This is a genomic window from Bacteroides sp. MSK.18.37, from assembly GCF_019129155.2.
In the GTDB taxonomy this organism is placed as follows: domain Bacteria; phylum Bacteroidota; class Bacteroidia; order Bacteroidales; family Bacteroidaceae; genus Bacteroides; species Bacteroides ovatus.
On record NZ_JAHOIB020000001.1, the window covers coordinates 1,495,055 to 1,521,191 of the forward strand.

Genomic DNA, 26,137 nt, shown 5'->3' on the forward strand with positions numbered 1-26,137 from the left:
TTGGGTTTTCAACGTATGAGGGTTATCATCACAAAGATCATTTCTTAGCGAAAAATATTAAATAAATTTAAGTGTTAATATTGCAGTCATTGCTACTTTAGTTCGTCCAATAAATAAACATACAATTATCATGATAAAAGGGTACACCAAACAAACTATAATCATTTGCTTTCTATTACAAGGAATCGCATTATCAAGCAGAGCGCAAGAACAACAAATGTGGCAACGATACCACGATAAATGTCGAAGAGAAGCAAGTATTATTGACACTCTCCCCTCCAAATTGGAAAAAGCCTTGCACTGGTCGCCGACAATAAATAAAGAACAAAAAGAGGTTATACGCTATATACTATGGAATATGGTTTATGTGGAAGGTGGTACAGCCAATCTCGGAGACAACAACAACTATCCCGTGGATGTAGCCTCTTTTTTCATCAACCGATATGAAGTTAGTCAGGATGAATGGTATGTCATTATGGGAGAAAATCCTTCTAACCAACACAGACGTAACTATCCGGTAGACCAAGTCAATTGGTTCAACGCTCAACGATTTACCCAAAAACTTTCTCAATTAAGCGGTCTACCCTTCCGTCTCCCCTTCGAAGCAGAATGGGAATATGCAGCACGTGGGGGACTAAAAACCAAGAATTTCATCTATGCCGGCAGCAATAATGCAGAACAGGTTGCCTGGTTTAGAGAAAAATATTACAATACTTACGTATCCAAAGAAACAGGAACGAAGAAGCCCAACGAACTGGGACTTTATGACATGAGTGGAAACGTATATGAATGGTGCATGGACTGGTATGACAGAAAGGTTCCTTTTACCGGAAACATCGCTCCGGTTATAAGCGAAAAAGATACGCATAAAGTGTTGCGTGGAGGTAGTTATTATACCTTCGAGAAATATTGTAAAGTCACCAGCCGCTACGGAGTTAACCCGCAACGATGGGATATTGATTACGGATTACGGTTGGTAATGTCACTACCAAATTAAAAGAGGAGCATATTATTCACTGTATTATTTTAGCTCCTCATTGTTCTAAATACTGTTATTATATACAAATGTCAAGTCGACTTATTGATCGGCCAGTTTATAGAGTTCATATCCTCCCAATGCCAGTACATAAGGCAGATTAAGAATAACGTCGGCATCCTTCTCTACCTCTTCGGGGTACTTTTGCAGCAATTCGTTGAAAGGCATAATGAGAGGATGTTGCAAGAAAACCTTATCTTTCACCTCGGCACGTCTCCAACCAGCTACCGTACGTTCGGCATTCCATCGGTATTTCTCCATGCGCACCAGTAGATACAAAACTTGAGACGGTAGATTCTCATTGAACATAGATCCGGATATGCGTGCCGGCGAACGGTCGCTCCGCTTAATACCGTAGCCTAGCGTACGACAAAATACACTATAGGCATCCAGTTGATAGCGGTTAGCCCAACGTAACGGCTCGCTCAATTTGTTCCACAGAAACTGTGCCTGATGATTCATCAAAATGAAATCGGCAGAGTGGTTGCCATAAGATTCATACATCTTCTTCAACACCTCTTTCTGCTTGAGGCTTTCATCTGTATAGCAGCAATCGTAGAGGTAATTCACATACAAAGCCAGTTTATCCTGCAAGATATTTTTCTTCATCCCCCTATCTACCATACCAAACACCTTGACATAACGATAACGCCCTTGCTCATCGTCCACTATCGACGACAAATCGTTATTGAAATCCTGACGGATAAGTACACGACATTGATGCTGATAAACCTCATGCGGCAAGTTGAGTCCTAATGAGAGACTCAAATCGGGATCATGCACGCAAATAGCCACTGTAAGCATACAGTGTTTATTTTGTGCCCATTGTTGTAGACGGGTGCGCATAGCAGTACTACAAATGTCGTCATGGCAATATTCTACCTCAATATCGCCTATCTGACTCTCTATATAAGGAAATTGAGCTTTGAAGTAGTCTTTCTGTGATTCCATCTCTCGATCTACTAAAGTGATGTGGGTACGTATGCGCTCATCTGTCGGCAGACGGTCATCGTAATTGGCATAATGGCAGATACGTAGTGCTTCAAGCAGCAACGAGCGTCCCATCCGATTGAATCCCACAATAACCAGATGCACATAGTCTTGACTAGTAGCAGTCCAGTTTCCATCAGGTTGTTGCGTTATGCTTATGGGGCGATAGTCTAGCGGATCATAATATCTTTCACTATCGGCAGCATAGAGACTCCATAGTTGCCGGGCCAAATTCTCGTGGAGGTTAAAGGGACGGAAAAAAATATTAGGTTTCCCCTCAATGCAAAACACCTCCGGCGGCAGATTCATTTTCTGTATGTTAGAGTACGAAGGGATACTGTCGAACTGCACATATACAGGCATCACCTTGCCATCGGAACATTTGCCACGCAGAGCACTCACCAAATGCACAATCGCTATATTTTTAGCATCGCGTCCGCAACGTTCTTCATCACCCAGTACATACACTTCACTCGCGCTCGCTATGTTCAACCGCTGAAGTTCTTCGATCGACTCAATGTTGCCAAAGTAAACAAGCACTTGCCGCTCTATTTCGACGGGCAAGGCAGACTGTATGCGATGGCGTACCGTTGCCGCCTCTATACCGCTCATCAGCAAGATACGTGCCGAAGGACATTCGTTATATAGTTCGCGTATCATATTGATAGTTAGTTCATTGAAGCCTATCAATACATAGTGTTGAGTTATGTTGCGGTAAGTCATTCGCCCCGTGTTTACCACATCCACACGCCGCTCTATTATGTTGGAAATGGTAGAGATGAGCACACCACCCAATAAAATGGATCCCGAAAAGCTAACAATTCCCAGCAATAGCCTGCTGGACCAAGCTGTCTCGTTCATTTGGTTACCAGGATCCACAAAGTTGTTGTACACCACCCAGAGCCTTTCGCCCCATTCCTCATGTCCATACAGTTGGATAGAAAAGAACATCACGATGATAAAAAAGATAGCCAGCACCGTAGCAATAGTAACGAGTAGCAGGGTGAGCTGAGACTTGATACCCCCCGAAATGGTGCGATCCATATACTCTTGTGAGAATATCTTCTTGTAGTAGTTTATAAAACGGTTCATGCTTATAACTTATTGATGGCAAAACATACAAGTCCTGCCCATATTGTGTATATTTCGAGCTATTTGTTCTGATAATTGTGCCATATCATGCACCAATACCATATAATCCGTATCAATGGGATTTGGTTGACAGTCGTGTTTCATAAATAGAATATTTAGAGTTGTGTACAAATATAGTATTTTTCAACGAACCAAATAGTTTTTCACTTAACTATTTTCAGCAGTGTACTTTACCTTGTTATCGTATGGCAGTATATAAAATGAAATTCACCAGTACAAGAAGACATTAATCGCAAGATAACAGCTATGGAACGAAGTAAAATTCGTATAAAAATGGAGTAAGATATTCTACTTCCATCAAATAATATCTCCATAACCTTTATTGTATCTAAGATTATTCAGTGCATAGATTTAAGATTTTCTATGCAGAAACTTAGAATCTTTTATGCACTCGAGTAGTCGTCACGTTATAACGGAACAATGGTCACCTTATAGAATGACTAACGTCACTTTATAAGGTGATATTAATCATTCTATAAGGTGACCATCTATCTCTGAAAGGATGAAAATCACTAAAGATACAAAATAAATCAGTAAAAAGCAATAGTAAGATAGGAAATTTGCCTGGAATGCAAACGCACTTAATTTATCTCAATACAACATAATAAAGAGACCGCATTCATATAATGCAGATTAAATCTAACCTGCTAATTGCAGCACCTCCATCTCTCACTCTCTTCGTGATATGACGGACTTTTTACTTCCAATTATCTTATCCCTTTTCTATTAGAAGTTTTTCCGGAAAGTACATCCATTTCTCCATTCCGAACATCCGTAAGCGGTTTTTCCTTTAATAATAATTCCCTTACCACAAAGCGGACATGGCTGACCTACAAACGTATCTACATCACCTGTAGCAGAAGGAGTTGAAGCAGGAGTAGTAACCGGAGCCGGAGAAGGTGCCGAATTAGAACTCACTCCACTTGCCGCTTTTTCTGTTTTCGGTTTCTTTTCTTTCGGTGCACTCGGTTTACGTTCTCGCTTTTTAGTTTCTTTCTTTTCTTTCTCTTCAGCCTTTGCAGCTACTGCATCCTGAATAGTAATGCGTCGGTTTGTATTATCAGAAAGTACACTCATCACTATTTCCGAAACCATCTGTTTCAGTTCTTCGAGAAACTGGCGGGCATCGTATGTCTTCTTTTCAATTTCGCGAAGCTTCTTTTCCCAAATACCTGTCAGTTCCGCCGATTTCAATAATTCTTCGTGAATGAGCTGCACCAACTCCACTCCTGTCGGGGTGGCAATCAGGTTCTTTCTCTCCTTACGGATATAATTTCGTTTGAACAGTGTTTCAATGATGGCAGCACGGGTAGACGGACGACCGATACCATTCTCTTTCAAGGCATCACGAAGTTCATCATTATCCACCAGTTTTCCGGCTGTTTCCATTGCACGGAGCAGTGTTGCTTCGGTATAAGGTCTGGGCGGCTGTGTCCATTTCTCGTTCAAGTCGGGAATGTGAGGACCACTTTCACCCTTCACAAAGGTAGGGAGTACATTTTCATCCTCTTCCTCTTTTTCTTCAGTAGGATCTTTTACGTCCTTTGCAAACACGACACGCCATCCCGGTTCCAGAATTTGTTTTCCGGTTACCCGGAATTCTATCTTATCCACTTCTCCCATGACGGTAGTAGTAGAAATCTTACAGTCCGGATAGAATACGGCTATAAAACGACGGGCTATCAAGTCATAGACACGACGTTCCATATCCGTCAGGTTTTGAGCATAGACTCCGGTGGGGATAATGGCGTGGTGATCCGTCACCTTCGAGTTGTCAAATACCTTTTTCGATTTAGGAAGTGTAGTGCCGGCTAACGGAGCCGTCAAGACTTCGTAATCACGGAGTCCTTTCAGGATAGCGGGACATTTCGGGTAAATATCATCACTCAAGAAAGTGGTATCGACACGCGGATAGGTAGCTACCTTCTTCTCATAAAGAGACTGGATTAGTTTCAGCGTTTCATCAGCCGAATAAGCGAATTTCTTGTTACATTCTACCTGAAGAGAAGTCAAGTCGAACAAACGTGGGGCGAACTCTCTCCCATCTTTCTTGCCAACACTAGTGACTACAAACGGAAGATCCTTTATGCGTTCTACCAATGCCTCGCCTTCTTCCCGGTTAGCGATAGGGTCGATACCCGGATTATCTATTTTCTTTTTTCCACCGTTCTTTTCTTCTTCCGCAGCAATTTCTTCATCACTTTTGCGGATAAGTGCGGAAAAAGTGGTATCCCGATAGTTGGTTTTCAGTTCCCAGTATTGCTTGGGTTCGAAATTGGCTATTTCCAACTGACGGTTGACAATCAGTGCCAGAGTCGGTGTCTGTACACGACCGATAGAGAGTACCTGTTTATTTTGACCGTATTTAATGGTGTAAAGACGGGTGGCGTTCATTCCTAATAGCCAGTCACCCATTGCACGAGAAAGTCCGGCTTCATAGAGTGACTGAAAATCTGTCTGATCTTTCAGCTTCGCAAACCCTTCCCGGATAGCTTCTTCTGTCAATGAAGAAATCCACAGACGTTTCACCGGACAGCGTGCACCTGCTTTCTGCATCACCCAACGCTGAATCAATTCTCCCTCTTGCCCGGCATCACCGCAGTTGATGATTTCATCTGCGTTCTGCATCAGTCCCTCGATAATGTGGAATTGTTTTTCGTAGGTAGGATTCTCTATCAACTTGATGCCGAAACGTGGAGGAATCATTGGCAGGCTACCTAAATTCCATGATTTCCAGTTAGGCGTGTATTCATGCGGCTCTTTCAGGGTACAAAGATGCCCGAATGTCCAGGTCACCTGGTATCCGTTTCCTTCTATATATCCTTCTTTTCTGGTATGAGCGCCGAGTACTTCGGCTATATCGCGTGCTACTGATGGCTTTTCGGCTATGCAAACTATCATTTTTTTCTCTTCTTGTTTTTACACTAACAGTTTACAAAGTTACACGATTATTTCTCATTGACCGCATGAAGAGAGAAAAAAGTCCATAAAGGCATAGATCGGAGAAAGAATGATAACTTCAACTGAATAGTTTTCAAGATGTACCGCTTTCTCCTTTTTTATACCACTCCATTTGATGTTTGATAAGCTATATAATGAAGCTGCACAGTTCTACACACGATATGTGCATAGCTCTGTGCAGCCTCTCTATAACGTTTCTATTTTAAACCGGAGAAATCACAAAAAAGAGGATAATGTGTAGAAGCAACGGTCACATCTACTCCCGACAGACTTTCTATCACATCAGCCTGTGTCACATTTACGTTGTGACTCTTCAAAGACACGATAAAGTCAAGGCGACGTTTCTTACCACTGACTTCGGTAGACTTATCGGCACTAAGAAGATTCCAGTTACTCTTCACCATTTGGAAAAATTCGCTTTCCAAGTCGCCCTCATTGAAGTATCCTAACAAGAATGCAGGTTTATTATAGGCAGACAGTTTCGTTTCTAACGTTTGAAGGGCCTCTATACGCTTTGCCATATCCGTATCGAAGTTGGTACTGGCTACTACAAACTTTTCATATTCCACTACCATGGCTGCACGCATCTCGCTCTTTCCCGCCATTTGGTATCTGTCTACACTTACAGGTTCTTCTTTTGTCAGTATACCAACACCGAATTCACCGCCTTTATAATCAATGGCTTTAGCAAAGTAATCATGCATATTTGCTTTCTGTGCCAGTACGTTCAACTGGTCGATACCTTCCGAACGTTCCGTCTCCTTATCCAGTCCCTGCAAGCAGACAATATCCGCATTCATTTTGGCGATAATACGTCCTGTCCGGTCGTAATCAATCACGCCATCTGTACCTTTACAATAGGTCAGGAAATAGTTACCTATGCGCAGGTCACCTTCTGCCTTCGGATATTCTTCAAGTCCGGTCGGCTTCTTAAAATCACAATAAAGTGGATAATGGTCGGAAGTTATTGCTACGTTGACACCATCCAGGTTGTATATTACATTCGATTTTACCACAGTGGTAGGTGGAGTTTTCAAAGTAACGACAAAATCAATCCGTTTGGTAGCCTGTCCGGTAGGAAAAGTGTTTTCTGTAGAACTGACAACCTCCCATTCTTTCTTCAGTTCCGTAAAGAATGTGCCATTCATCAAGTCCTCGTTAAAGTCACCAGCCATATAAACCACTTTATTATATGTTTTGGCAAGGTCTGTGAGCTGTTTTGCAGATTCAACTCTATTATTCTCTTCCAAAGCCAAGTGGGTGGAGATAACTACATAGTTCTCAAATTCGGCTATGGCAGCAGAACGGAGTTCGGCACCGGGAAGGGGATAAGTCTTCGTGCTGATCGGCGTCCCTTTGAACAAAAGGCCATTACCGTATTCACCACCCTGGTAAGCGATTGACTTACTAAAATAGTGATTCATGCCTGTTTTATCCGCCAAGGTTTTCAGTTGGTCGACTTTATTACTGCGGGTAGTCATGTAGTCCACTTCCTGCAGGCAAACGACATCGGGTTCCATTCCGTTGATAACAGCGGCTGTCCTGTCATAATTAATCACGTCATCGTTACCGGCACAATGCCTTATATTAAAGGTCAACACTCTAAGGTTCCCCTCCCCTTTCGGATAAGTATAGGAAACTTCCTGTTTACCGTAAGGTATCATATTATCGAATTTAGAGTTGTCCATGTCGTCGGCACAGGACAAGTTGGCAAACACGGTTGCCAAAAGACATATATAAGAAATCATATTTTTCATAAGAATTTATATTTCTGAATCTAATTAATTAAAGTTCAATCCGTCATTCCAACCGGGATTCTGTGTTATCACACCATTGGACAAAGTACGTTCGCTGATAGGAACAGGGTACAAATAATCTCTGTCTTCATTCCATTTCTTGGTAATCAGACTATGACAGATGATATAACCACTTTCGCCATTCGACAAGCGAATCTGCTCGCCAATCTCTAAATATAAAGGTACATTTCCGGCAGGTTTTGTTCCTACGTAGAAACAAACATCATCCGTACCGTCTTTATCCAAATCGTAAGTACCGGGCCCGGGAACATAGATTCCCAGCAGATCGTTCTCAAATAGTTTACCTTCTTTCCAACGCATGATGTCGTAATAACGGAAACCCTCCATTGCCAGTTCGATGGTTCGTTCACGACGGATTTCAAGAATTACTCCCTGATTGGCTCCTTTCACATTCGGATAACCTGTGGCGGCACTCATCAAATACGGATCGGGTTTCGAATTTGCCAGTTCCATATCCAGGTTAGTCATTCCTACCCTGTCTCTAAGCAATTTTATGGATTTATTGATGTCGGCTTGCTTCAAAGTGCCCAGTTCGGCTTTTGCTTCTGCAAAATTCAGATACACCTCTGCCGTGCGGAACAGGGGAATATCGTTGCACGATTTATTATATTCATCGTAATTAGCCGTCATCGAATATTTTATCAGGTGATATCCGGTCATGGTATAAGCCAGGTTCGGGGCTTCTTTCTTTGTACTTCCGATTCTCGTATATCCAGGGGTACGGATGGTTTGTGCCAGTCGCGGATCCCGATTCTGACATTCCTGATCGAATGTCATCGTTTCATAACCGGCTTTATCTGTGAAACGACTTCCGTCCGCCATCAGATAAGAATTCACAATCTTCTTGTTCATTCCCGGACGTCCCATTGTGGTGGAGTTCTCATAATTCTGCACATTATGAAGCACAGAAAGAGAAGCTTCGTAGTCACGGCCGAAAATCACTTCATCTGCTTGTAGATTTATGGAAGCGAATAAATCCCTGTAAGGCGTGCTGCCCGTTTTATAGAGCGTATATCCGCTTTCGTTCATAAAGGTTTCAGAAGCCGAGACACAGGCATTCAGGTATTTTTCATAATCCTCCAGCCCATGATATTTGCGAAAAGTGCCCTCAAACAGGCAGACACGGGATTTCAGGGCCAATGCCGTCCACCGGGTCAGTATATACGCATTCTTCGTTTTCGGAAGATTGGCTATCGCAAAATCCAGGTCCTCCAGCATTTTCTGCATGACAAATTCACGTGAGTCCCGGGCTTTATACAATTCGGGATCATCCGAGTCGAGTGCTTTGTCATACCAGGGAATATCGCCGTATCTCTTCACCTTCTCAAAGTAGAAATAAGCTCTGAAAAAACGGGCAACACCATCGTAACGATTACGAGCATTCACCTCCGTACAGTTATGGGAATACTGCAGATAGAAATTAATATCGCGAAGTGCCGTAAAATTCCAACCGTTCCCTTCATCGGGTATGATGCGCTGTCCGGACATTTCGAGCATCAAGTCGGACTTGACAATCAAATCGGACGACTCGGAATAAATATCGGCAGCGGACGGAACCAGATTGTTATAAAACTGATTCGTAAATAATCGCAACTCATCTTCAGTCTTGAAATATACATCCGGATACAGGCGGTCTTTGGGTGTCTTATCCAACCAATCGTCGCAAGATACGAAAGATACCGCCAACGCGAACAACCAGGATACTATATAAACAGGTTTCATAATTCAAATATTAGTTAGTTTAAAAAGTTACGTTCACTCCAAAAGAATAGGTCTTTGACCAGGGATACAACTTTGCGTTACCATTTGCCGATTGGATGGAATTTTCTGCCGACGCTTGTTCCGGATCAATGTAGTCGCTCTTTAGCGGAGAGAAGGTAAACAGATTCTCACCACTGAAATAGATATGCAGGCGTTCTATCTTTACCTTCTTCGTCCATACGGCGGGAATCGTATAGCCTACTGTGATATTCTTCACTCTGCAATAAGCCAGATTCTGCAAATAACGGTCGTTCACCACTCCCAAAGAACGGTTATTGCCGAGGGCAAGATACCCTATCGGACGTGGGAAATAAGCATCGGGATTTTCCGGGCTCCATACCTGGCTCAAGAAATCGCGTGGAATGAACGATGAATACGGACGAGCGTATGGTCCCCAAAAGAATACAGAATTAGTACCCGGATACCAGTCTTGATGTCCTACTCCCTGAAGATAGATGGAGAAGTCGAATCCATACCAGTCGAATCCACCTTGAATACTGTATGTATAGCGCGGCAATGAGTTTCCGATTATTTTACGGTCGCCCGGATCATCTGCCGTGTTCGAGCCGGAAGATATTGTATGGTCGCCGTCTAAATCAACAAATTTCATATCACCGGCGTGAAGTCCCGGATTCACCTGCGCTGTATTGATAACGAAGTTGACTGCTGTTTGGTCGACGTTATAGTTTGCCGCTTCTTCGTCTGTTCTGAAAAGTCCGTCTACTACATATCCCCAGATATCTCCCAATTTCTGACCTACATAATAATCACTCAATATCTTGGAAGGATTATCGAATTTGGTTATTTCCGATGTATTATCTGCCAAGCCTACAGACAGGTTATAACGGAAAGGTTTGTTTGCCAGTTTGAAAGCATCATTCCAGGTCAGCATCAATTCCCAGCCTTTGGTACGCAAGTTGGCTGCATTTTGCTTGGGCTCGTTGGCTCCATAAGCACCGGGAAGCTTTTTGCCGGAAGTTTGCATACCTTTAGTATCACGAACATAGGCATCGGCAGTCAGGTTCAGACGGTTGTTCAGGAATCCGAGATCGAGTCCTACGTTCCAAGTCGAAACGGTTTCCCAGGTCAGGTCGGCGGAATTCGGGTCGGAGACACTTGCATAAGAGCCTTTCTTCTGATCGCCAAAGATATAATTCATTGTACCGTTGGTATTAATGGTTTGGATATAATCGTAGTATCCTACCTGCTGATTTCCCAACGAACCGTATGACAGACGCAATTTCACATTATCAATATTCTTCTTTAAATTCCCGAAAAACGGTTCTTCACTGATTCTCCATCCTACGGAAGCCGAGGGGAAGAAACCGAAACGGTGTCCGCTTCTGAAACGTGAACTTCCGTCATAGCGTCCACTCGTCTCAAATAGGTAACGACCTCCTTTATAGGAGTAATTAAGACGATAAAATGCTCCCAAAAGCGCATATTCATTTTGTCCGCCGGACATAGTCATCGCATCTCCGACTGCCAGATTTAAGTCATTCAAGTCATCGGAGAGCAAGCCCTGGCGGGAGACTTTGATATCTTTCAGGCGCTTGGTTTCATAATTGTAACCTGCCATGATTTTTATCTGATGGTCGGCAATATCCAGCATATAATCACCATAAACATTGAAAGCCTGATACCAATGATTGGTCTGCGTTTCTTTCAACTGATTCACACCGCTTCCGGTAGTCAGATAGGATATCTCACCCGGATACTTAGAATATGGTACATTTACTGTTCTGTTCATGGTCTGATAGTTATAGTGCAGGTAGCTGTAATTTGCACGGACATTCAGGTTCTTCATTACATTGAAACTTGCTTCGAAAGTCGTGGAAAACTCATACCGCTGGTCTTCATTCTTATGTTTTCCATAAGCAAGGATAGCTCCCATGCCATCCAAAACAGCAGAATTGCTCAACGAAGTCAGATACACCGCACTGCCATCCGGATTAATGGGTACAAAGCTCGCCAGTGCATGATTCACCGCAGTATTGAAGTTGTTATTAATACCCGATAATCCCGGATAAGAGTAACTATTATAATGGTACTTCGTGTTATTGCTGATTGTCAGTCGTGGAGTGATCTTTGCCGAGATTTTACTTCTGAAATTATACACCTTGTATTTATCAGGATTCTGTCTGAAGATACCCGTTTGGTCAACTGTATTTCCTGATAAATAATAGTTCAACTTTTCATTTCCTCCACTGACACTGATATTGTGCTCCCACATCGGTCTGTTTTTACGATAAAGATAATTATACCAGTCGAAGTTACCGTAATAGACGTATGTATCTCTTCCGTCACGTTGGTCGGTAACTACCCAGGGACGTTCGGGATTCTCCGTTTTATCATTCCGGCGCAACCAAAGCTGGCGGTAGTCTTCTTCCGTATAGTTGGTATAAGGCTTTCCGTTATAATTGGTATAAAACAAGTCGTTGATGCCTGCCGAATAATATCCCCTGGTTTCAAAATCAGTAGAAGTCGTCTGATTACTCCATGAATATCTTCCATCATACGAAACGGTAGTCTTGCGGGCGGAGCCTTCCTTGGTAGTCACGAGGATAACACCATAAGAAGCACGAGCCCCGTAAATAGCGGCCGAAGATGCATCTTTTAATACGGAAATGGAAGCGATGTCATTCGGATTCAAGCGGTCGATATCCCCTTCTATTCCGTCAATCAGCACTAATGGCGATGCATTGCCACTGATAGAATTCACACCACGGATATTGATAGTTGCCGAAGCTCCCGGATACCCAGACCCAAAAGTTACATTCATATTGGGCACAGTCCCTTGCAACATCTGTGAGGCTCTCGGCACGGGTCTGTCTTCCATCGCTTTACTGTCTACTACTGCAACAGCTCCCGTCAGGTTTATTTTCTTTTGAGTACCATAGCCTACCACCACCACTTCTTCCAGCGTAGCCGTATCCTCCCGGAGTATTACTCTCGAAGATTTCTGCAAGTCGGAGACTTTAATTTCTTTCTTCTCAAATCCAATATAGGACACAACGACTAGGGCATTGGCCGGAACCGAGGATAATGTAAATTCACCATCCAAATTCGTGATCGTTCCCATAGACTGTCCCATCACCTGTACACTGGCACCGATTACCGGGTCACCGTTCACATCGACCACTTTCCCCGTAACCCGATGTAAAGGCTGCGATGGGACGGCAGTAGTATTACGTTCTGTTTTCTTTGTGATGATAATCATCCGGTTTTGTAGTTTATACTCTACATCCTTATCCAAAACAGTAGCAAGCACATTATTAACAGTTGCCTGCTGAAAGGAAGCCGTTATCTTCTTGTTTTCATTAACCTCGTCCGTTTTATAGATAATGGAGTACTTCGTCTGCCGCTCAACTTCTTTCAATACCGCCTTCAGCGGCTCATTTTTAAAGACCTTTGTAACTGTCTGCGCCCGTAGTGACTGGACGCCCAAACACAACAGAATCAGGAGAAACAGTCTAAAAAATGAGTTTCTTCGGTCATTCATAATTTTATCAATTAAGTTGTTACAATTTAAAGTGATTTATATTTAAGGATATATATATTCGATTGTAGTATTTCTCTGAATCGCTTCTATAAGATAAAACAACTCATCATTCATCTGCCCAACCCCTATAAAAGCAAAAAAGCAGATTATTTCTGCTTTTTTGTATCGACTGGCTTTATTTATTCAGACCACTGGAATATCGGATAACCGTTCGTTCCTTTTTTCCAAAGATTCGGATTCCAGGCTACGATGATATTCCCCAGTTCTTCCGCTGACTTCGCCACTCCGTGAAAAGTTGTTCCTGTGGCTGATGATTCGTCTGATGCGGTAATCGTTTTTTCATTCACTTTGAGTACAATACTTTCGCAGGCGTAACAATTCTCATAACTGCCTAATGAAGCAGAGACCCCAACAATGCGTCCTACGGTTGACGAAGCATCCACTCCGGTCAAGTTACTCCATGCTGCGCTGTTCTTGATAGCAATGTCACAACTTTTGTCAATTTGTCCCAAAATACCGCCTACGCCTCCTTTAGTTGCACTGACTGCTCCGTATGCATAGCAGTTCTCAATAAATCCGCCGACACCTACTTTCCGTCCAGCAATACCGCCTGCTTTTCCGCCACTTGCCGCCCGATCGCTGACCGTTGCATTTGAATAACAGTTCTTTATATAACTTTCCTGCCCATCATAGCTATTTGCCAATACACCGGCTATTCCACCTGCCGCACCAGAACCGATTACTTCGCCGGTCGTATAGCAGTTCACAATTCTTCCTGTCTTATTTCCGTTACCTTTATCTTTAAGTCCGAGATAACCGGTAATAATTCCAATCCCCTGCCGAGCAGATGATACAGAAGCATTCACAAAGCCCACATTACGACAATCACCGCACAATACTCCGAAGAAACTTGGATAATCACCGGCAGAACATTTGAAGTTCTTAATGACATGGCTGTCTCCGTCAAAATCTATTTCATAAGGAAAATCACCGGAACCATTCAACGACTGCCAGTCATCAATGCCTGCCATATCAATATCAGCACCTAACTGGAAATAAACTTTCATTCCCGATTTCAACACACTACGCATATTTCTGATCTGCGTAGCATTCATTATCATATAAGGTTTGCTGTCCGTTCCGTTTCCTTTCTCGAACAAACCGCCGGCACCGTCTCCGTCACCATCACCATTTCCGTCATCCGTTTCCGTTTTTTCGAACGGAACACGAGTGTATGAGTCCAAAGGATTAGGGTCAGAACACGAGATTGCAACAGATGCCATCATCAACAGCATCCCAAATCTGCCTATTTGAGTAATATTCATACTTGATTTCTTTACAATTAAACATTGAGTTCTTATCTTATATATATATCCTTTTCCTTATATTCTACTTTGATAGGTATGATTTCTTTCAGTGCATCCATTACATCTACGATTGTCTCTTTATTACGCAACGAAACACGGAACTTCATATCGCCCAATTTCTCCGACTCTAACTGAATATGCACATCGTACTGACGTGAAAGCTTCTTCACCATCTCTCCTAACGTAATGTCATCATATTCAATCCTGTCTTCCGCCCACGCCATTGCCTGACGTGCATTTACCTTCTTTCCTTTCAACTGTCCTGTTGCCAAATCCAGAGAAATAGATTCTCCCGGAGACATCCGTATCTGATCTTCTTTATAATTCAACTCTACCGCTCCTTCCAGCAAGGTGGTTGTTATATACGAATCGTCCGAATAGGCAGATACATTAAATTTCGTACCTTTCACCACCACATCATATTCATGCGTCTTTACCGTAAATTGCTTTCCATTCTGTTTAGTCACCTCAAAATACCCCTCTCCTTCCAGCTCCACCACCCGGTCGGCTGTATTAAAATGATTCGAATATCTTAATACGGAACCTGCATTCAGCCATACAACCGTACCATCCGAAAGCTGTATCTTACTTTTATCCCCCAACGGAGCTTCGCAAACAAAGAAAGTCTTTGGCGTAAACAAGTAAATAGCCTGTTGAATACCCAACGTAGTACCGACAATCAATGCTATAACGGCAGCAATACGGGCTATCTTCCATATACCAGGTTTCGACTTTTTCAATAACGGAACAATCGCTTCCTGCGTATACATCTTATGCTTCAAAGCTTCCCATTCGGCATCTGTCTCCGAATCGGTATTCCGGTGATTCATCCATTCTCTCTCCCATTGACGGAACCTGCCATAGCCACCTTCCACCTGTTCGATATATTCGAACAGATTCTTTTCGTCAGCTCTTGATATGCGTCCTTCAAAATACTGAATAGCCAATTCACGGATATTTTCTTCTTGCTTCATGATATTCACTTTCTATAAGATGTAACAACCCATATTTCTTTTACCCAACCTCTGAAACAAAAAAAGCAGAAAAAACTTTCCTGCTTCTTATTCTTTATATAACCGAAGAGTGCATTGATTATTTCTGCTCCATCATCAGCCATGCCAATATCACTATATACAGATCCACCGGATAGCGTTCGCTAAAATGCCGGGAGAAATATTGCAAAGCCCTTGCTATATGCTTTTCGACTGCTGTGGTAGATATTTGTAGTTTTTCTGCGATTTCCCTGTTCTTCAATCCCCTGAAACGGCTTAACAAAAAAATCTCACGCGACCTGTCCGGCAACTGATTAAGCACAAGGGCAATCTGCTCCTGCAATTCTTTGTATAATAATTTATGTTCTGCATCCTGCATAAAGTCTGCATAGTAGAGTCTTTCTTCCCCATCCACCTTTGCCAAGTACTCCACCCGGTACTTTTCAACAATCGAGCGATGCTTCAGATAATTTAGACATCCATTGCGGACCATAGAAAAAAGAAGAGAAGTAAGTGAGAAGGCAGATAACATTTCGCGACGTTCCCAAAATCGTAAGAAACACTCTTGAATAATATCACGAACCGTTTCTTCATCTTCTATAAAACGAATAGCATACCCTCGCAAACGAGGATAATAACTCTTGAACAGAAACTCAAAAGCTGCATTATTGCCTCTTTTCAGCTCTCCCAATAATTGTTTATCATCCATGAAATCTACCATAGTTTAGAAATTTATGCGCAAAGGTACGGGTCAACAGTTAACAAAGTGATGACAATATTATGAATATTTTTTCAATAAATCAAATTTGAGGTACTTTTTTATAAAACGCCAAAAAGGAAGTTTTCAATAATAGGATACAAAAAAAGGGTCAGTTACTGACCCTTTTTTCTATTAATTCATGGTTTCCCACTTATTGCATATACAATCTGTCAATAAGAAAGTTTTCCTTATTCTTCATCCATTAGGATTTCCAGAATCTGACAAGCAGCTTTCGCTACCGGAGTACCCGGACCGAAGATAGCAGCTACACCTGCCTTATACAAGAAATCGTAATCTTGTGCAGGAATAACACCACCGGCAATCACTACAATGTCTTCGCGACCCAGTTTCTTCAGTTCTTCAATAATTTGCGGAACCAATGTCTTATGTCCGGCAGCCAGTGAAGAAACACCTACTACATGAACGTCGTTTTCAACAGCCTCGCGAGCAGCTTCCGCCGGAGTCTGGAACAACGGTCCCATATCCACATCGAAGCCACAGTCAGCATAACCGGTTGCTACGACTTTAGCACCACGGTCGTGACCGTCCTGTCCCATCTTTGCAACCATGATACGAGGTTGACGTCCCTCTTTCTTCGCGAACTTCTCGGCCAGTTCACAAGCACGTTTGAAGTCGCTATCGTTTTTACTTTCTGATGAATACACGCCTGATATCGTTCTAATTATTGCTTTATAACGTCCTACTATCTGTTCGCAAGCATAAGAAATCTCACCCAATGTTGCGCGAACACGAGCTGCTTCCACAGCCAATTCCAACAAGTTACCCTTGCCAGTCTTCACACATTCGGTAATTGCTGCCAATGCTTTGTCCACTTCAGCCTGATTACGTCCATCTTTCAAACGTTTCAGGTTTTCAATCTGTTCAAGACGAACGGCTGTATTATCAATTTCAAGAATATCAATCGGAGCTTCTTTTTCCAGACGATACTTGTTCACACCGACAATTGTCTGCTGACCACTGTCGATACGAGCCTGTGTACGTGCAGCAGCTTCTTCGATACGCATCTTTGGAATACCTGTTTCGATAGCTTTCGCCATACCACCCAGTTTTTCAATTTCCTGAATATGCTCCCAAGCCTTGTGTGCCAGTTCGTTCGTCAGAGATTCTACATAGTAAGAACCACCCCATGGGTCAACGTTCTTGCAGATGTAAGTTTCTTCCTGAATGTAAATCTGTGTATTACGTGCAATACGTGCAGAAAAATCTGTTGGAAGAGCAATAGCCTCATCCAATGCATTGGTATGCAAAGATTGAGTATGCCCCAAAGCTGCAGCCATAGCCTCAATACAGGTACGTCCTACGTTATTGAACGGATCCTGTTCGGTCAGTGACCAGCCGGAAGTCTGCGAGTGAGTACGCAACGCCAGTGATTTCGGGTTCTTCGGATTGAATTGTTTCACAATCTTTGCCCACAACATACGTGCAGCACGCATCTTGGCTATTTCCATAAAGTGATTGGTTCCAATCGCCCAGAAGAAAGACAGACGCGGTGCAAATGCATCAATATCAATGCCTGCTGCCGTTCCTGCACGAAGATATTCCAAACCATCGGCCAATGTATAAGCTAACTCGATATCCGCGGTTGCGCCTGCTTCCTGCATGTGATAACCGGAGATAGAGATAGAGTTGAACTTAGGCATCTTCTGCGAAGTGTATTCGAAAATATCAGAAATAATCTTCATAGAGAATGCAGGCGGATAAATATAAGTATTACGCACCATGAATTCTTTCAGAATATCATTCTGGATAGTACCGGCCATTTCTTCGAGTTTAGCACCTTGCTCCAGACCGGCATTGATATAGAATGCCATAATCGGAAGTACAGCTCCATTCATTGTCATAGACACAGACATCTTGTTCAATGGGATACCATCGAACAGCACTTTCATATTTTCCAATGAACAGATAGATACACCGGCTTTACCTACGTCACCTACTACACGTTCGTGATCGGGGTCATAACCGCGGTGAGTAGCCAAGTCGAATGCCACTGACAAACCTTTCTGACCGGCAGCCAAATTACGGCGATAAAATGCATTTGATTCTTCGGCGGTAGAGAATCCGGCATACTGGCGGATGGTCCAAGGACGAAGAGTGTACATAACTGAATACGGACCGCGCAGATAAGGAGGAAGTCCGGCAGCATAGCCAAGGTGTTCCATTCCTTCGAGGTCTTCTTTTGTATAAACAGGCTTCACTTCAATGTGTTCCGGTGTTTTCCAGTCAGCGGAGATACCGTTAGCCTTTTGCCATTCAGCACCATTAGTCGGCTGAAATGCAGCATATATATCGATGTTTTTAAAATCTTTTCTCATCTTACTTCAATAGTTTAGCGTTAAACTCTTTCAAGGTATCCAATACATTGACACGAACATGGATGAAGTTTTCGATACCTGCAGCTTTCAGGTCGTCCATACAAGCCGGAGCACCGGCAACGATAAACATAGCACGACCATTCAGTGCTTTGAAAGCAGGAATTGCATATTCAGCATATTCATCATCGCTGGAACAGATAACAACAATATCAGCTTTTGCAGCTATAGCTGCCTCTACTCCTGCTTCTACTGTCTCAAATCCCAGATTATCAACGACTTCATAACCAGCACAAGCCAGGAAGTTACAAGAATATTGAGCACGTGCCTGACGCATGGCCAGATTACCAATGGTTAACATGAACGCTTTCGGACGTTTGCCTGATGCTTCCGTTTCGAGACGCAATGCTTCAAACTGACTGGCAGCACGATCGAACACCAGAGTATCCACCTCTTTTTCGCAAGTGTGAGAGTCACCTCCGCAACAACACTTACCTTCAACAGGTTGCTTATTGCCTGCCTTTTCATTGAAGTTCGGGAATTGGTTGGTACCCAACAGCACTTCACGACGCTGTGCAACTGCTTTATGACGAGCTTTGTTGCTCTCATTCACAGCAGCCTGAACAGTTCCTGCTTTCAATGCCGCATAGAAGCCACCTGCTTCTTCTACAGCAAGGAAGAGTTCCCAAGCCTGTTTTGCAATAGCCACAGTCAGATTCTCGATATAATAAGAACCGGCAGCAGGGTCGATCACTTTATCAAAATGAGATTCTTCTTTCAGCAGCAGTTGTTGGTTACGAGCCAGGCGTTCTGAGAACTCGTCCGGAGTCTCATAAGTCTTATCAAACGGAGTTACCGTCATAGAGTCTACGCCTCCTAATGCAGCACTCATGGCTTCAGTCTGTGTACGAAGCAGATTTACATGTGCATCAAACAAAGTAAGATTGAAAGTAGAAGTTTCGGCATGAACCGCCATTTTTGCTGCGCAACGACATTCTCCGTTAGGACCTTTATTCTCGCAATCACGCACACATTCAGGATTGTAAGAAGCTACAATATTTGCCCAAAGCAAACGTGCCGCACGGAATTTCGCTATTTCAAGGAAATAATTGGAACTGATACCAAAATTAAATTTGATTTTCTTAGCTACTATGGCAGCAGGAATACCGGCATCAGTCAATTGACCCATATATTCATTTCCCCAAGCCAGAGCATAACCCAGTTCCTGAGAAATATAAGCGCCTGCATTATTCAATGATAAAGCGTTTACATTCAGCACACGATAGAAAGGAAGCGGCTGAATGGCTTCAATCAAAGATTTGGCTGTTTGTACCATATCACCTTTCTCCTTGCCACGAGTCAGCATCTTGTTGAAGAAATCATAGTTGATAGAACCTTTCAGTTTCTTCACATCATAATCTTTCTTCTGGAAATAAGCTACCAGCAGATTAGCCAACTCAACCACATGCCCCTGACAGGTTGAGAAATTCAGTTCAACACACTCTGCCTGAATATCACTTAACAGTGTTTCAATATATTCCGCATTGAGTTCTTTTGCTTTCACATGGAAAGAAAGTGAGTCAACACCCTTATTTAGGATATCCAGTGCTTTCGCATTGGCTTCTTTCGGACATTCTACTCTAATTTCCTGACGAACCAACCATGCATTGTTGTCTTTTTTAGTTCCTCTTAAATAAGGGAACTCTCCAGGAAGTGCGTCAGTAGTTTTTAAATCCTCCAGATCTTCCATCCGGTAAAAAGGTTTCACTTTAAACCCTTCGTTTGTTTTCCAAACGAGCTTCTTCTCAAAATCAGCACCTTTTAAATCGGCTGTAACCTTCTCCATCCATTGTTCGGTGGAGGCAGGAGAAAAGTCTGAGAAGAGTTTTTCTTTTTTGTCTGCCATAGTTTATTTAAAATTAAAACAAGATTAATATTGTCTTTATTTTTATCTATCTCTTTCTAAATGTCAGTCGTTCGACCTGCAAATATAACCAATAAGTTAAAACGAATCTCTTTTTTAGGGAAAATTCGCACAGGACGCCCCGATTCGTCAAGTGCATACAATCTGCATAGAAATTCTTCATTTTTAGTTCTTCTTTTATTTGATTAGCTCCAATGTTATGAGTAATTTTGCACTCGTTTTTAGAAAAACATTATAAAAACTGCTATATTATGGATTGGTTACAAAGTTTATTATGGGACCCCAGCTCCGTAGCTCACATCGTGCTCCTCTACGCATTTGTAGTGGCTGCCGGCGTGTATCTTGGTAAGATAAAGATATTCGGAGTTTCTTTGGGCGTCACATTTGTTTTGTTTGCCGGCATCCTAATGGGACATTTCGGCTTCACAGCCGATACACACATCCTACATTTCATCCGTGAATTCGGATTGATCTTGTTCGTATTCTGTATCGGTCTTCAGGTGGGGCCATCTTTCTTCTCCTCTTTCAAAAAAGGAGGAATGACATTAAACCTGTTGGCTGTAGGCATCGTAGTGTTAAATATTGCTGTCGCACTGGGGCTTTATTACCTCTGGAACGGCCGGGTAGAACTGCCGATGATGGTAGGTATCCTTTACGGAGCAGTGACAAATACTCCGGGACTTGGTGCTGCCAATGAGGCTCTGAATCAGTTGCATTATACCGGTCCGCAGATTGCTCTCGGTTATGCATGTGCTTATCCCCTCGGTGTGGTAGGTATCATTGGTTCTATCATTGCCATCCGTTACATCTTCCGTGTCAATATGGCGAAAGAAGAAGAAAGCCTGAAAATCCAAAGTGGAGATTCACACCACAAACCTCACATGATGAGCCTGGAAGTTCGCAATGAATCAATTAGTGGAAAAACGCTGATTGAAATCAAGAATTTCCTGGGTCGTAAGTTCGTTTGCTCCCGAATTCGCCATGATGGTCATGTAAGTATTCCCGACCATGAAACAGTGTTTAATATAGGCGACCAGTTATTTATCGTCTGCTCGGAAGAAGACGCTCCTGCAATTGTAGTATTTATCGGAAAAGAAGTGGAGCTCGACTGGGAAAAACAAGACCTCCCAATGGTTTCCCGTCGTATTCTGGTTACCAAACCGGAAATCAATGGTAAAACATTAGGTTCTATGCACTTCCGTAGTATGTATGGGGTCAATGTCACTCGTATCAACCGTTCCGGTATGGACCTGTTTGCCGATCCGAATCTGATACTTCAGGTAGGTGACCGCGTTATGGTGGTAGGACAGCAAGATGCAGTGGAACGTGTTGCCGGTGTACTGGGTAATCAGTTAAAACGCTTGGATACACCGAACATTGTTACGATCTTCGTTGGTATCTTCTTAGGTATCCTTCTGGGTAGTCTTCCGATTGCATTCCCGGGTATGCCGACTCCTTTAAAATTAGGTTTGGCAGGCGGACCGCTGGTAGTGGCAATTCTTATCGGCCGTTTCGGTCATAAGCTGCATTTAGTGACTTATACAACCATGAGTGCCAACCTGATGCTTCGTGAAATCGGTATCGTTCTATTCCTTGCCAGTGTCGGTATAGATGCCGGTGCCAATTTCGTGCAAACGGTAGTCGAGGGAGACGGATTACTATACGTAGGTTCCGGTTTCCTTATCACCGTTATCCCGCTACTTATCATCGGCACCATCGCAAGATTATATTATAAGGTAAACTACTTCACCCTGATGGGATTGATAGCCGGTAGTAATACCGACCCACCGGCATTGGCTTATGCCAATCAAACAACCTCCGGAGATGCTCCGGCAGTGGGATACTCTACAGTTTATCCGTTATCGATGTTCCTCCGTATTCTGACGGGACAGATGATATTATTAGCAATGATGTAAATCAAGTTTAGCATATAAACAATAAAGCCGGCTATATCCAAATGGAATACGCCGGCTTTATTTATTTTTTCAATCTGCTTTTCTATCCTGTCATACAAGCTGCAGTTTCTTTACTACAAATTCTTCAATGAACCGCACTGTCTCTTCAATTCCCAAAGAAGAAGAATCGATGCACAAATGATAAGTAGCTGCTGCTCCCCACGTTTTATAGCTATAATAATTATAGTATTCCGAACGTCTCTTATCCGCTTTTTCGATCATTTCTTCTGCAGCTTCCGCATCAATATGATGCATGCCACACAACCGCGCTATGCGATCTTCTTTAGAGGCTGAAATAAAAACATTAGCGCAACGAGGATGCTCTCTCAGAATATAATCTGCGCAACGTCCTACAAAGACACAAGATCTTTCTGCTGCCAGATGACGGATCACATCACTCTGTACTTTGAACAAGGCATCATTGCTCAAGCAGTTGTTACATGGCATAGCTCCCTCACTGATAAAAGGGAAACGCATACCGAACAGTCCGCCAATAATACCCTGCGAGGCTTTTTCATCAGCCTTTTCAAAAAACTCCTTACACAATCCACTTTCCTCCGAAGCCAGATTAATCAGTTCCTTGTCGTAGAAGTTGATTCCCAAACGGGCTGCCAACTTCTCTCCTATTTCTTTTCCGCCGCTACCTAACTGACGGCCGATATTGATAACATAATTACCGCTCATAGTACATTTTGTTTTATGGTTCTGTAGCAAACATACGACTTTTTTCTAAAAATCACATCATCAAACGAAAGTTATATTTGAAAGTGACTATGAAATATCCTTTTATTTCCTGGTTACGGAACTCATAAAAACCATCAGAAGAAGTCGTACGGCCGAAACTTTTCCTCTTTCCGAGAATATCCGCCCAATAAGCAGACAGTTCCGCTTCTTTCTTTTTCAAGAACCGCCAGCTGGCACTTGCATTCCACAACATCTGGTCATCTTCGCCTTTACGGATATTCGTACCATTACGGAAAGAATAAGCCCCGTCAGTCCGTAATTGCAAGCCAAAAGGAAGATCAACGTACCCCTCAAGACGAAAACTATAATTACGCGTATAGGTATCGTTATCATTGATAGAATTAAGCGAATACTGATAATTCCAGGAAGTAGAGAAATCAATACCTCCCCAGGTGGGCTGATAAGATACATTCGCGTCACACCCCAATCCGGTATCACGTGTCGTACTTTTCTTCGGTTCGAGGCTCTTGTCTTCATTAATCATACTGACACGATTGCTATGATTACCGTTCATATCCAACCGCAAGGAAAAATGTCCCAGACGCTTCCACCAGTTGGCACTTCCATATACATTCCAGTTTCCGTTAATATTAATAGGAGATGTCTCACGTCCGCCGGTTTTTGCATCATATAGCACTACCTGCGTCACACTGTTCTGTTCCATCTGCCCGCCGATATTCGCAGATATACCTTTTTTTGAATGTTGAAAGCTCACACGGACACTATGAGAAAACATCTGTTTCAAATCCGGATTTCCCCGGGTGATATACAACGGATTACTGTTATCCGTCAGCGGCATTAAATCTGATAAGGAGGGTTGCCGGGTTCTACCGCTATAATTGAAAGTGATCCGGGCCTCTTTCTTTTTCCAATTCACCCATATCATAGGCTGAAAGTCGATAGTATGCATGGTAGTGTCCGCATAGAGCTTTCCCATTTTCCGTTCAATGGCACGTTTTTGCGGAGTCATCCCTAATGAGGCATTAAACATCCAGGTATCATCAGAGTAATTAAGCCCCACATCCAGATTATGGCCATTCGTACGACTATGACTCCGATTACTCAAACTATCCACATACCCTGCTTCATAGTCGGGAGGCAGTTCACCAAAAACTTCCGACTTCGTCAGAGAAGATAATTCATATGTATCACGATTATCACGTTCATAGTTAGTATCCCAGTTATATGCTACCCGGAAATGCATCTTCTTACCAATAGGCTGGGCAAAGGTAATCCCGACTCTCCATGAATTATTTTTTTGAGGCGACTTCAAATACTGGTTACGAAAAAGCACCGAATCATTTCCCAATTTATCTTCAAGACGGAAATAAGTAGTTTTAGAAAGCGAAAAACTTTCATTATCTCCCCACGAATCCGAGTTCAGGATGTTCAATGCCAGCGTTGTACCTTTTTCATTCAGACGTCTCATAATACTCATCATCCAGCTATAACGGTTCGACTGATTCTCCGAACGCGACCGGTTCTCGCTACGATTCACTTTTATATCCCGGGGAATAGATTCAAAGTCATCAAACAAGCTCTCATGACTTATGCCGGGAGGAGCATCAAAAGATGCATTCTGGCTACTGTTTTCATTCCTATTAGGAGAGATTCCTAAATTACCGGTAAAATGTATACGTGTACGTTTATCTACTTCCCAGCTTCCCATGAAGTTAGAACTAATCGACCGCCCCTTAGAGTTACTTTCGTTAGTAGACGCAGAGTATTGATTACCTGCCGGCAAATACTGTTCCTGATAAATGGAAGAAAGATTTCCGTTCCGGTTCAAATTATAGTTCACACTTCCGGTCAGGGAGAATTTCTTACCGAATTTATGAGTCATATTCATTCCTACCGAATTGTTGATATTATCCTTGTACGTACTATTCTGGTATCTGTTGGTAGACTGTGCGATAAAAGAAAGATTATCTCCGTCTTTACTAAAATAATTCACTTGCCCCTCGAAATCCTTCTTCTGGTTATTCCCGTATCCTACCGTTGCATTTGTCAGCCAGGTTTTATTCAATTCATCCTTAGTCTGCAAGTCGAGTACATATTTCTTTTCTCCTGAACTAATTCCGGTGAACTCCTCTTCTTTCGATTTCTTATCATATACTTTCAACTTACTAATCAAGTCTGCCGGAAGATTTTCGAGTGCCGTCTTTTTATCTCCGGAGAAAAAAGCTTCGCCATTTACATTGATTTCACTGATGGGCTGTCCGTTGTATGTCAACGAATTATCTTTCTTATTATATACCAATCCGGGAACACGCTTCACTAAATCTTCCAGATAAGCTCCTTCACGAGTTTTAAAAGCGGCAGCATTGATAACCGTAGTATCTCCCTCCATCACTACTTCCTGCAATTTTCCCGTTATCGTCACTTCACTAATCTGAATATCATCATCTTTCAATACCACTGTACCGATATTCACCGATACAGAGTCTTCCAGTGCCCGGTATACAGATTGCATTCCCATAAAAGAGACCTTCAACAGGTATTTCTTTTTCTTCTGCGGTTGATAATTAAGAATGAAACGCCCATTCTTATCACTTGTTATTCCCTTGATAAAGGCAGAATCACTTTTCGCCAAAATAACAATGCTGGCAGATGGTAATGCCCGCTTCTCATTACTGCCGGCTTCCACTGTCTGCACTCTTCCTCGCACAGTTCTCACTTGTTGAGCATACAGAGCAGTATGTCCCCAAAGTAGCAGCAAAAGCAATCCCACTAACTTACAAGCGTTCATATCTAATAGTAGTTAAGTCTGATATTTATGTTGATCTAAAACAAATCGGGACAAAGTTAATAACTTTTACGTAAAACGGTTAATCCCGGAGTTA

14 protein-coding genes are annotated in these 26,137 nt (G+C 42.6%); 2 read left to right on the forward strand and 12 right to left on the reverse strand.

Annotation, left to right across the window (positions count from 1 at the left end; genetic code table 11):
* The first annotated feature begins 130 nt into the window (after positions 1-130).
* Positions 131-997 carry a formylglycine-generating enzyme family protein gene (locus KSX81_RS06300; protein ID WP_061448597.1) on the forward strand — a complete coding sequence of 289 codons (867 nt, stop codon included), beginning with the start codon at positions 131-133 and terminating at the stop codon, positions 995-997.
* A gap of 81 nt (positions 998-1,078) precedes the next feature.
* Here KSX81_RS06300 and KSX81_RS06305 read toward each other — a convergent pair whose 3' ends face one another.
* From KSX81_RS06305 to mutA, 10 genes are all read right to left on the reverse strand, one after another.
* Complete coding sequence (locus KSX81_RS06305) at positions 1,079-3,118, reverse strand: hypothetical protein (RefSeq protein WP_061448596.1); 2,040 nt, start codon at positions 3,116-3,118, stop codon at positions 1,079-1,081.
* A gap of 786 nt (positions 3,119-3,904) precedes the next feature.
* The gene (locus KSX81_RS06310) at positions 3,905-6,079 is read right to left on the reverse strand and encodes a DNA topoisomerase 3 (RefSeq protein WP_004306716.1); all 2,175 of its coding nucleotides are present in this window, start codon (positions 6,077-6,079) and stop codon (positions 3,905-3,907) included.
* Between the two features lie 257 nt (positions 6,080-6,336).
* The gene (locus KSX81_RS06315) at positions 6,337-7,896 is read right to left on the reverse strand and encodes an endonuclease/exonuclease/phosphatase family protein (protein ID WP_032843990.1); all 1,560 of its coding nucleotides are present in this window, start codon (positions 7,894-7,896) and stop codon (positions 6,337-6,339) included.
* A gap of 24 nt (positions 7,897-7,920) precedes the next feature.
* Positions 7,921-9,678, reverse strand: a complete 1,758-nt coding sequence (locus KSX81_RS06320; RefSeq protein WP_074637557.1) for a RagB/SusD family nutrient uptake outer membrane protein — start codon at positions 9,676-9,678, stop codon at positions 7,921-7,923.
* Positions 9,679-9,697: 19 nt separating this feature from the next.
* Positions 9,698-13,219: a SusC/RagA family TonB-linked outer membrane protein gene (locus KSX81_RS06325; RefSeq protein WP_004312402.1), complete on the reverse strand. Its 3,522-nt coding sequence runs from the start codon at positions 13,217-13,219 to the stop codon at positions 9,698-9,700.
* 179 nt (positions 13,220-13,398) lie between these two features.
* The gene (locus KSX81_RS06330) at positions 13,399-14,544 is read right to left on the reverse strand and encodes a hypothetical protein (RefSeq protein WP_004299451.1); all 1,146 of its coding nucleotides are present in this window, start codon (positions 14,542-14,544) and stop codon (positions 13,399-13,401) included.
* 32 nt (positions 14,545-14,576) lie between these two features.
* Positions 14,577-15,560: a FecR family protein gene (locus KSX81_RS06335; RefSeq protein ID WP_149945211.1), complete on the reverse strand. Its 984-nt coding sequence runs from the start codon at positions 15,558-15,560 to the stop codon at positions 14,577-14,579.
* A gap of 118 nt (positions 15,561-15,678) precedes the next feature.
* Entirely contained in the window at positions 15,679-16,299 is a 621-nt protein-coding gene (locus KSX81_RS06340) for an RNA polymerase sigma-70 factor (protein WP_004312400.1), read from the reverse strand.
* 227 nt (positions 16,300-16,526) lie between these two features.
* On the reverse strand, positions 16,527-18,674 hold the full coding sequence (gene scpA / locus KSX81_RS06345; protein ID WP_004299440.1) for a methylmalonyl-CoA mutase: 2,148 nt from the start codon (positions 18,672-18,674) through the stop codon (positions 16,527-16,529).
* Between the two features lies 1 nt (position 18,675).
* Positions 18,676-20,577: a methylmalonyl-CoA mutase small subunit gene (mutA, locus tag KSX81_RS06350; RefSeq protein WP_128857553.1), complete on the reverse strand. Its 1,902-nt coding sequence runs from the start codon at positions 20,575-20,577 to the stop codon at positions 18,676-18,678.
* Positions 20,578-20,846: 269 nt separating this feature from the next.
* On the opposite strand from mutA, the gene KSX81_RS06355 reads away from it, so the two are divergent.
* Entirely contained in the window at positions 20,847-22,511 is a 1,665-nt protein-coding gene (locus KSX81_RS06355; protein ID WP_004321876.1) for a putative transporter, read from the forward strand.
* A 90-nt stretch (positions 22,512-22,601) separates the two neighbouring features.
* On the opposite strand, the gene KSX81_RS06360 is transcribed toward KSX81_RS06355, so the two are convergent.
* The gene (locus KSX81_RS06360; protein ID WP_004299434.1) at positions 22,602-23,234 is read right to left on the reverse strand and encodes an AAA family ATPase; all 633 of its coding nucleotides are present in this window, start codon (positions 23,232-23,234) and stop codon (positions 22,602-22,604) included.
* A 52-nt stretch (positions 23,235-23,286) separates the two neighbouring features.
* Entirely contained in the window at positions 23,287-26,043 is a 2,757-nt protein-coding gene (locus KSX81_RS06365; protein ID WP_117611051.1) for an outer membrane beta-barrel protein, read from the reverse strand.
* Between the last annotated feature and the right edge of the window lie 94 nt (positions 26,044-26,137).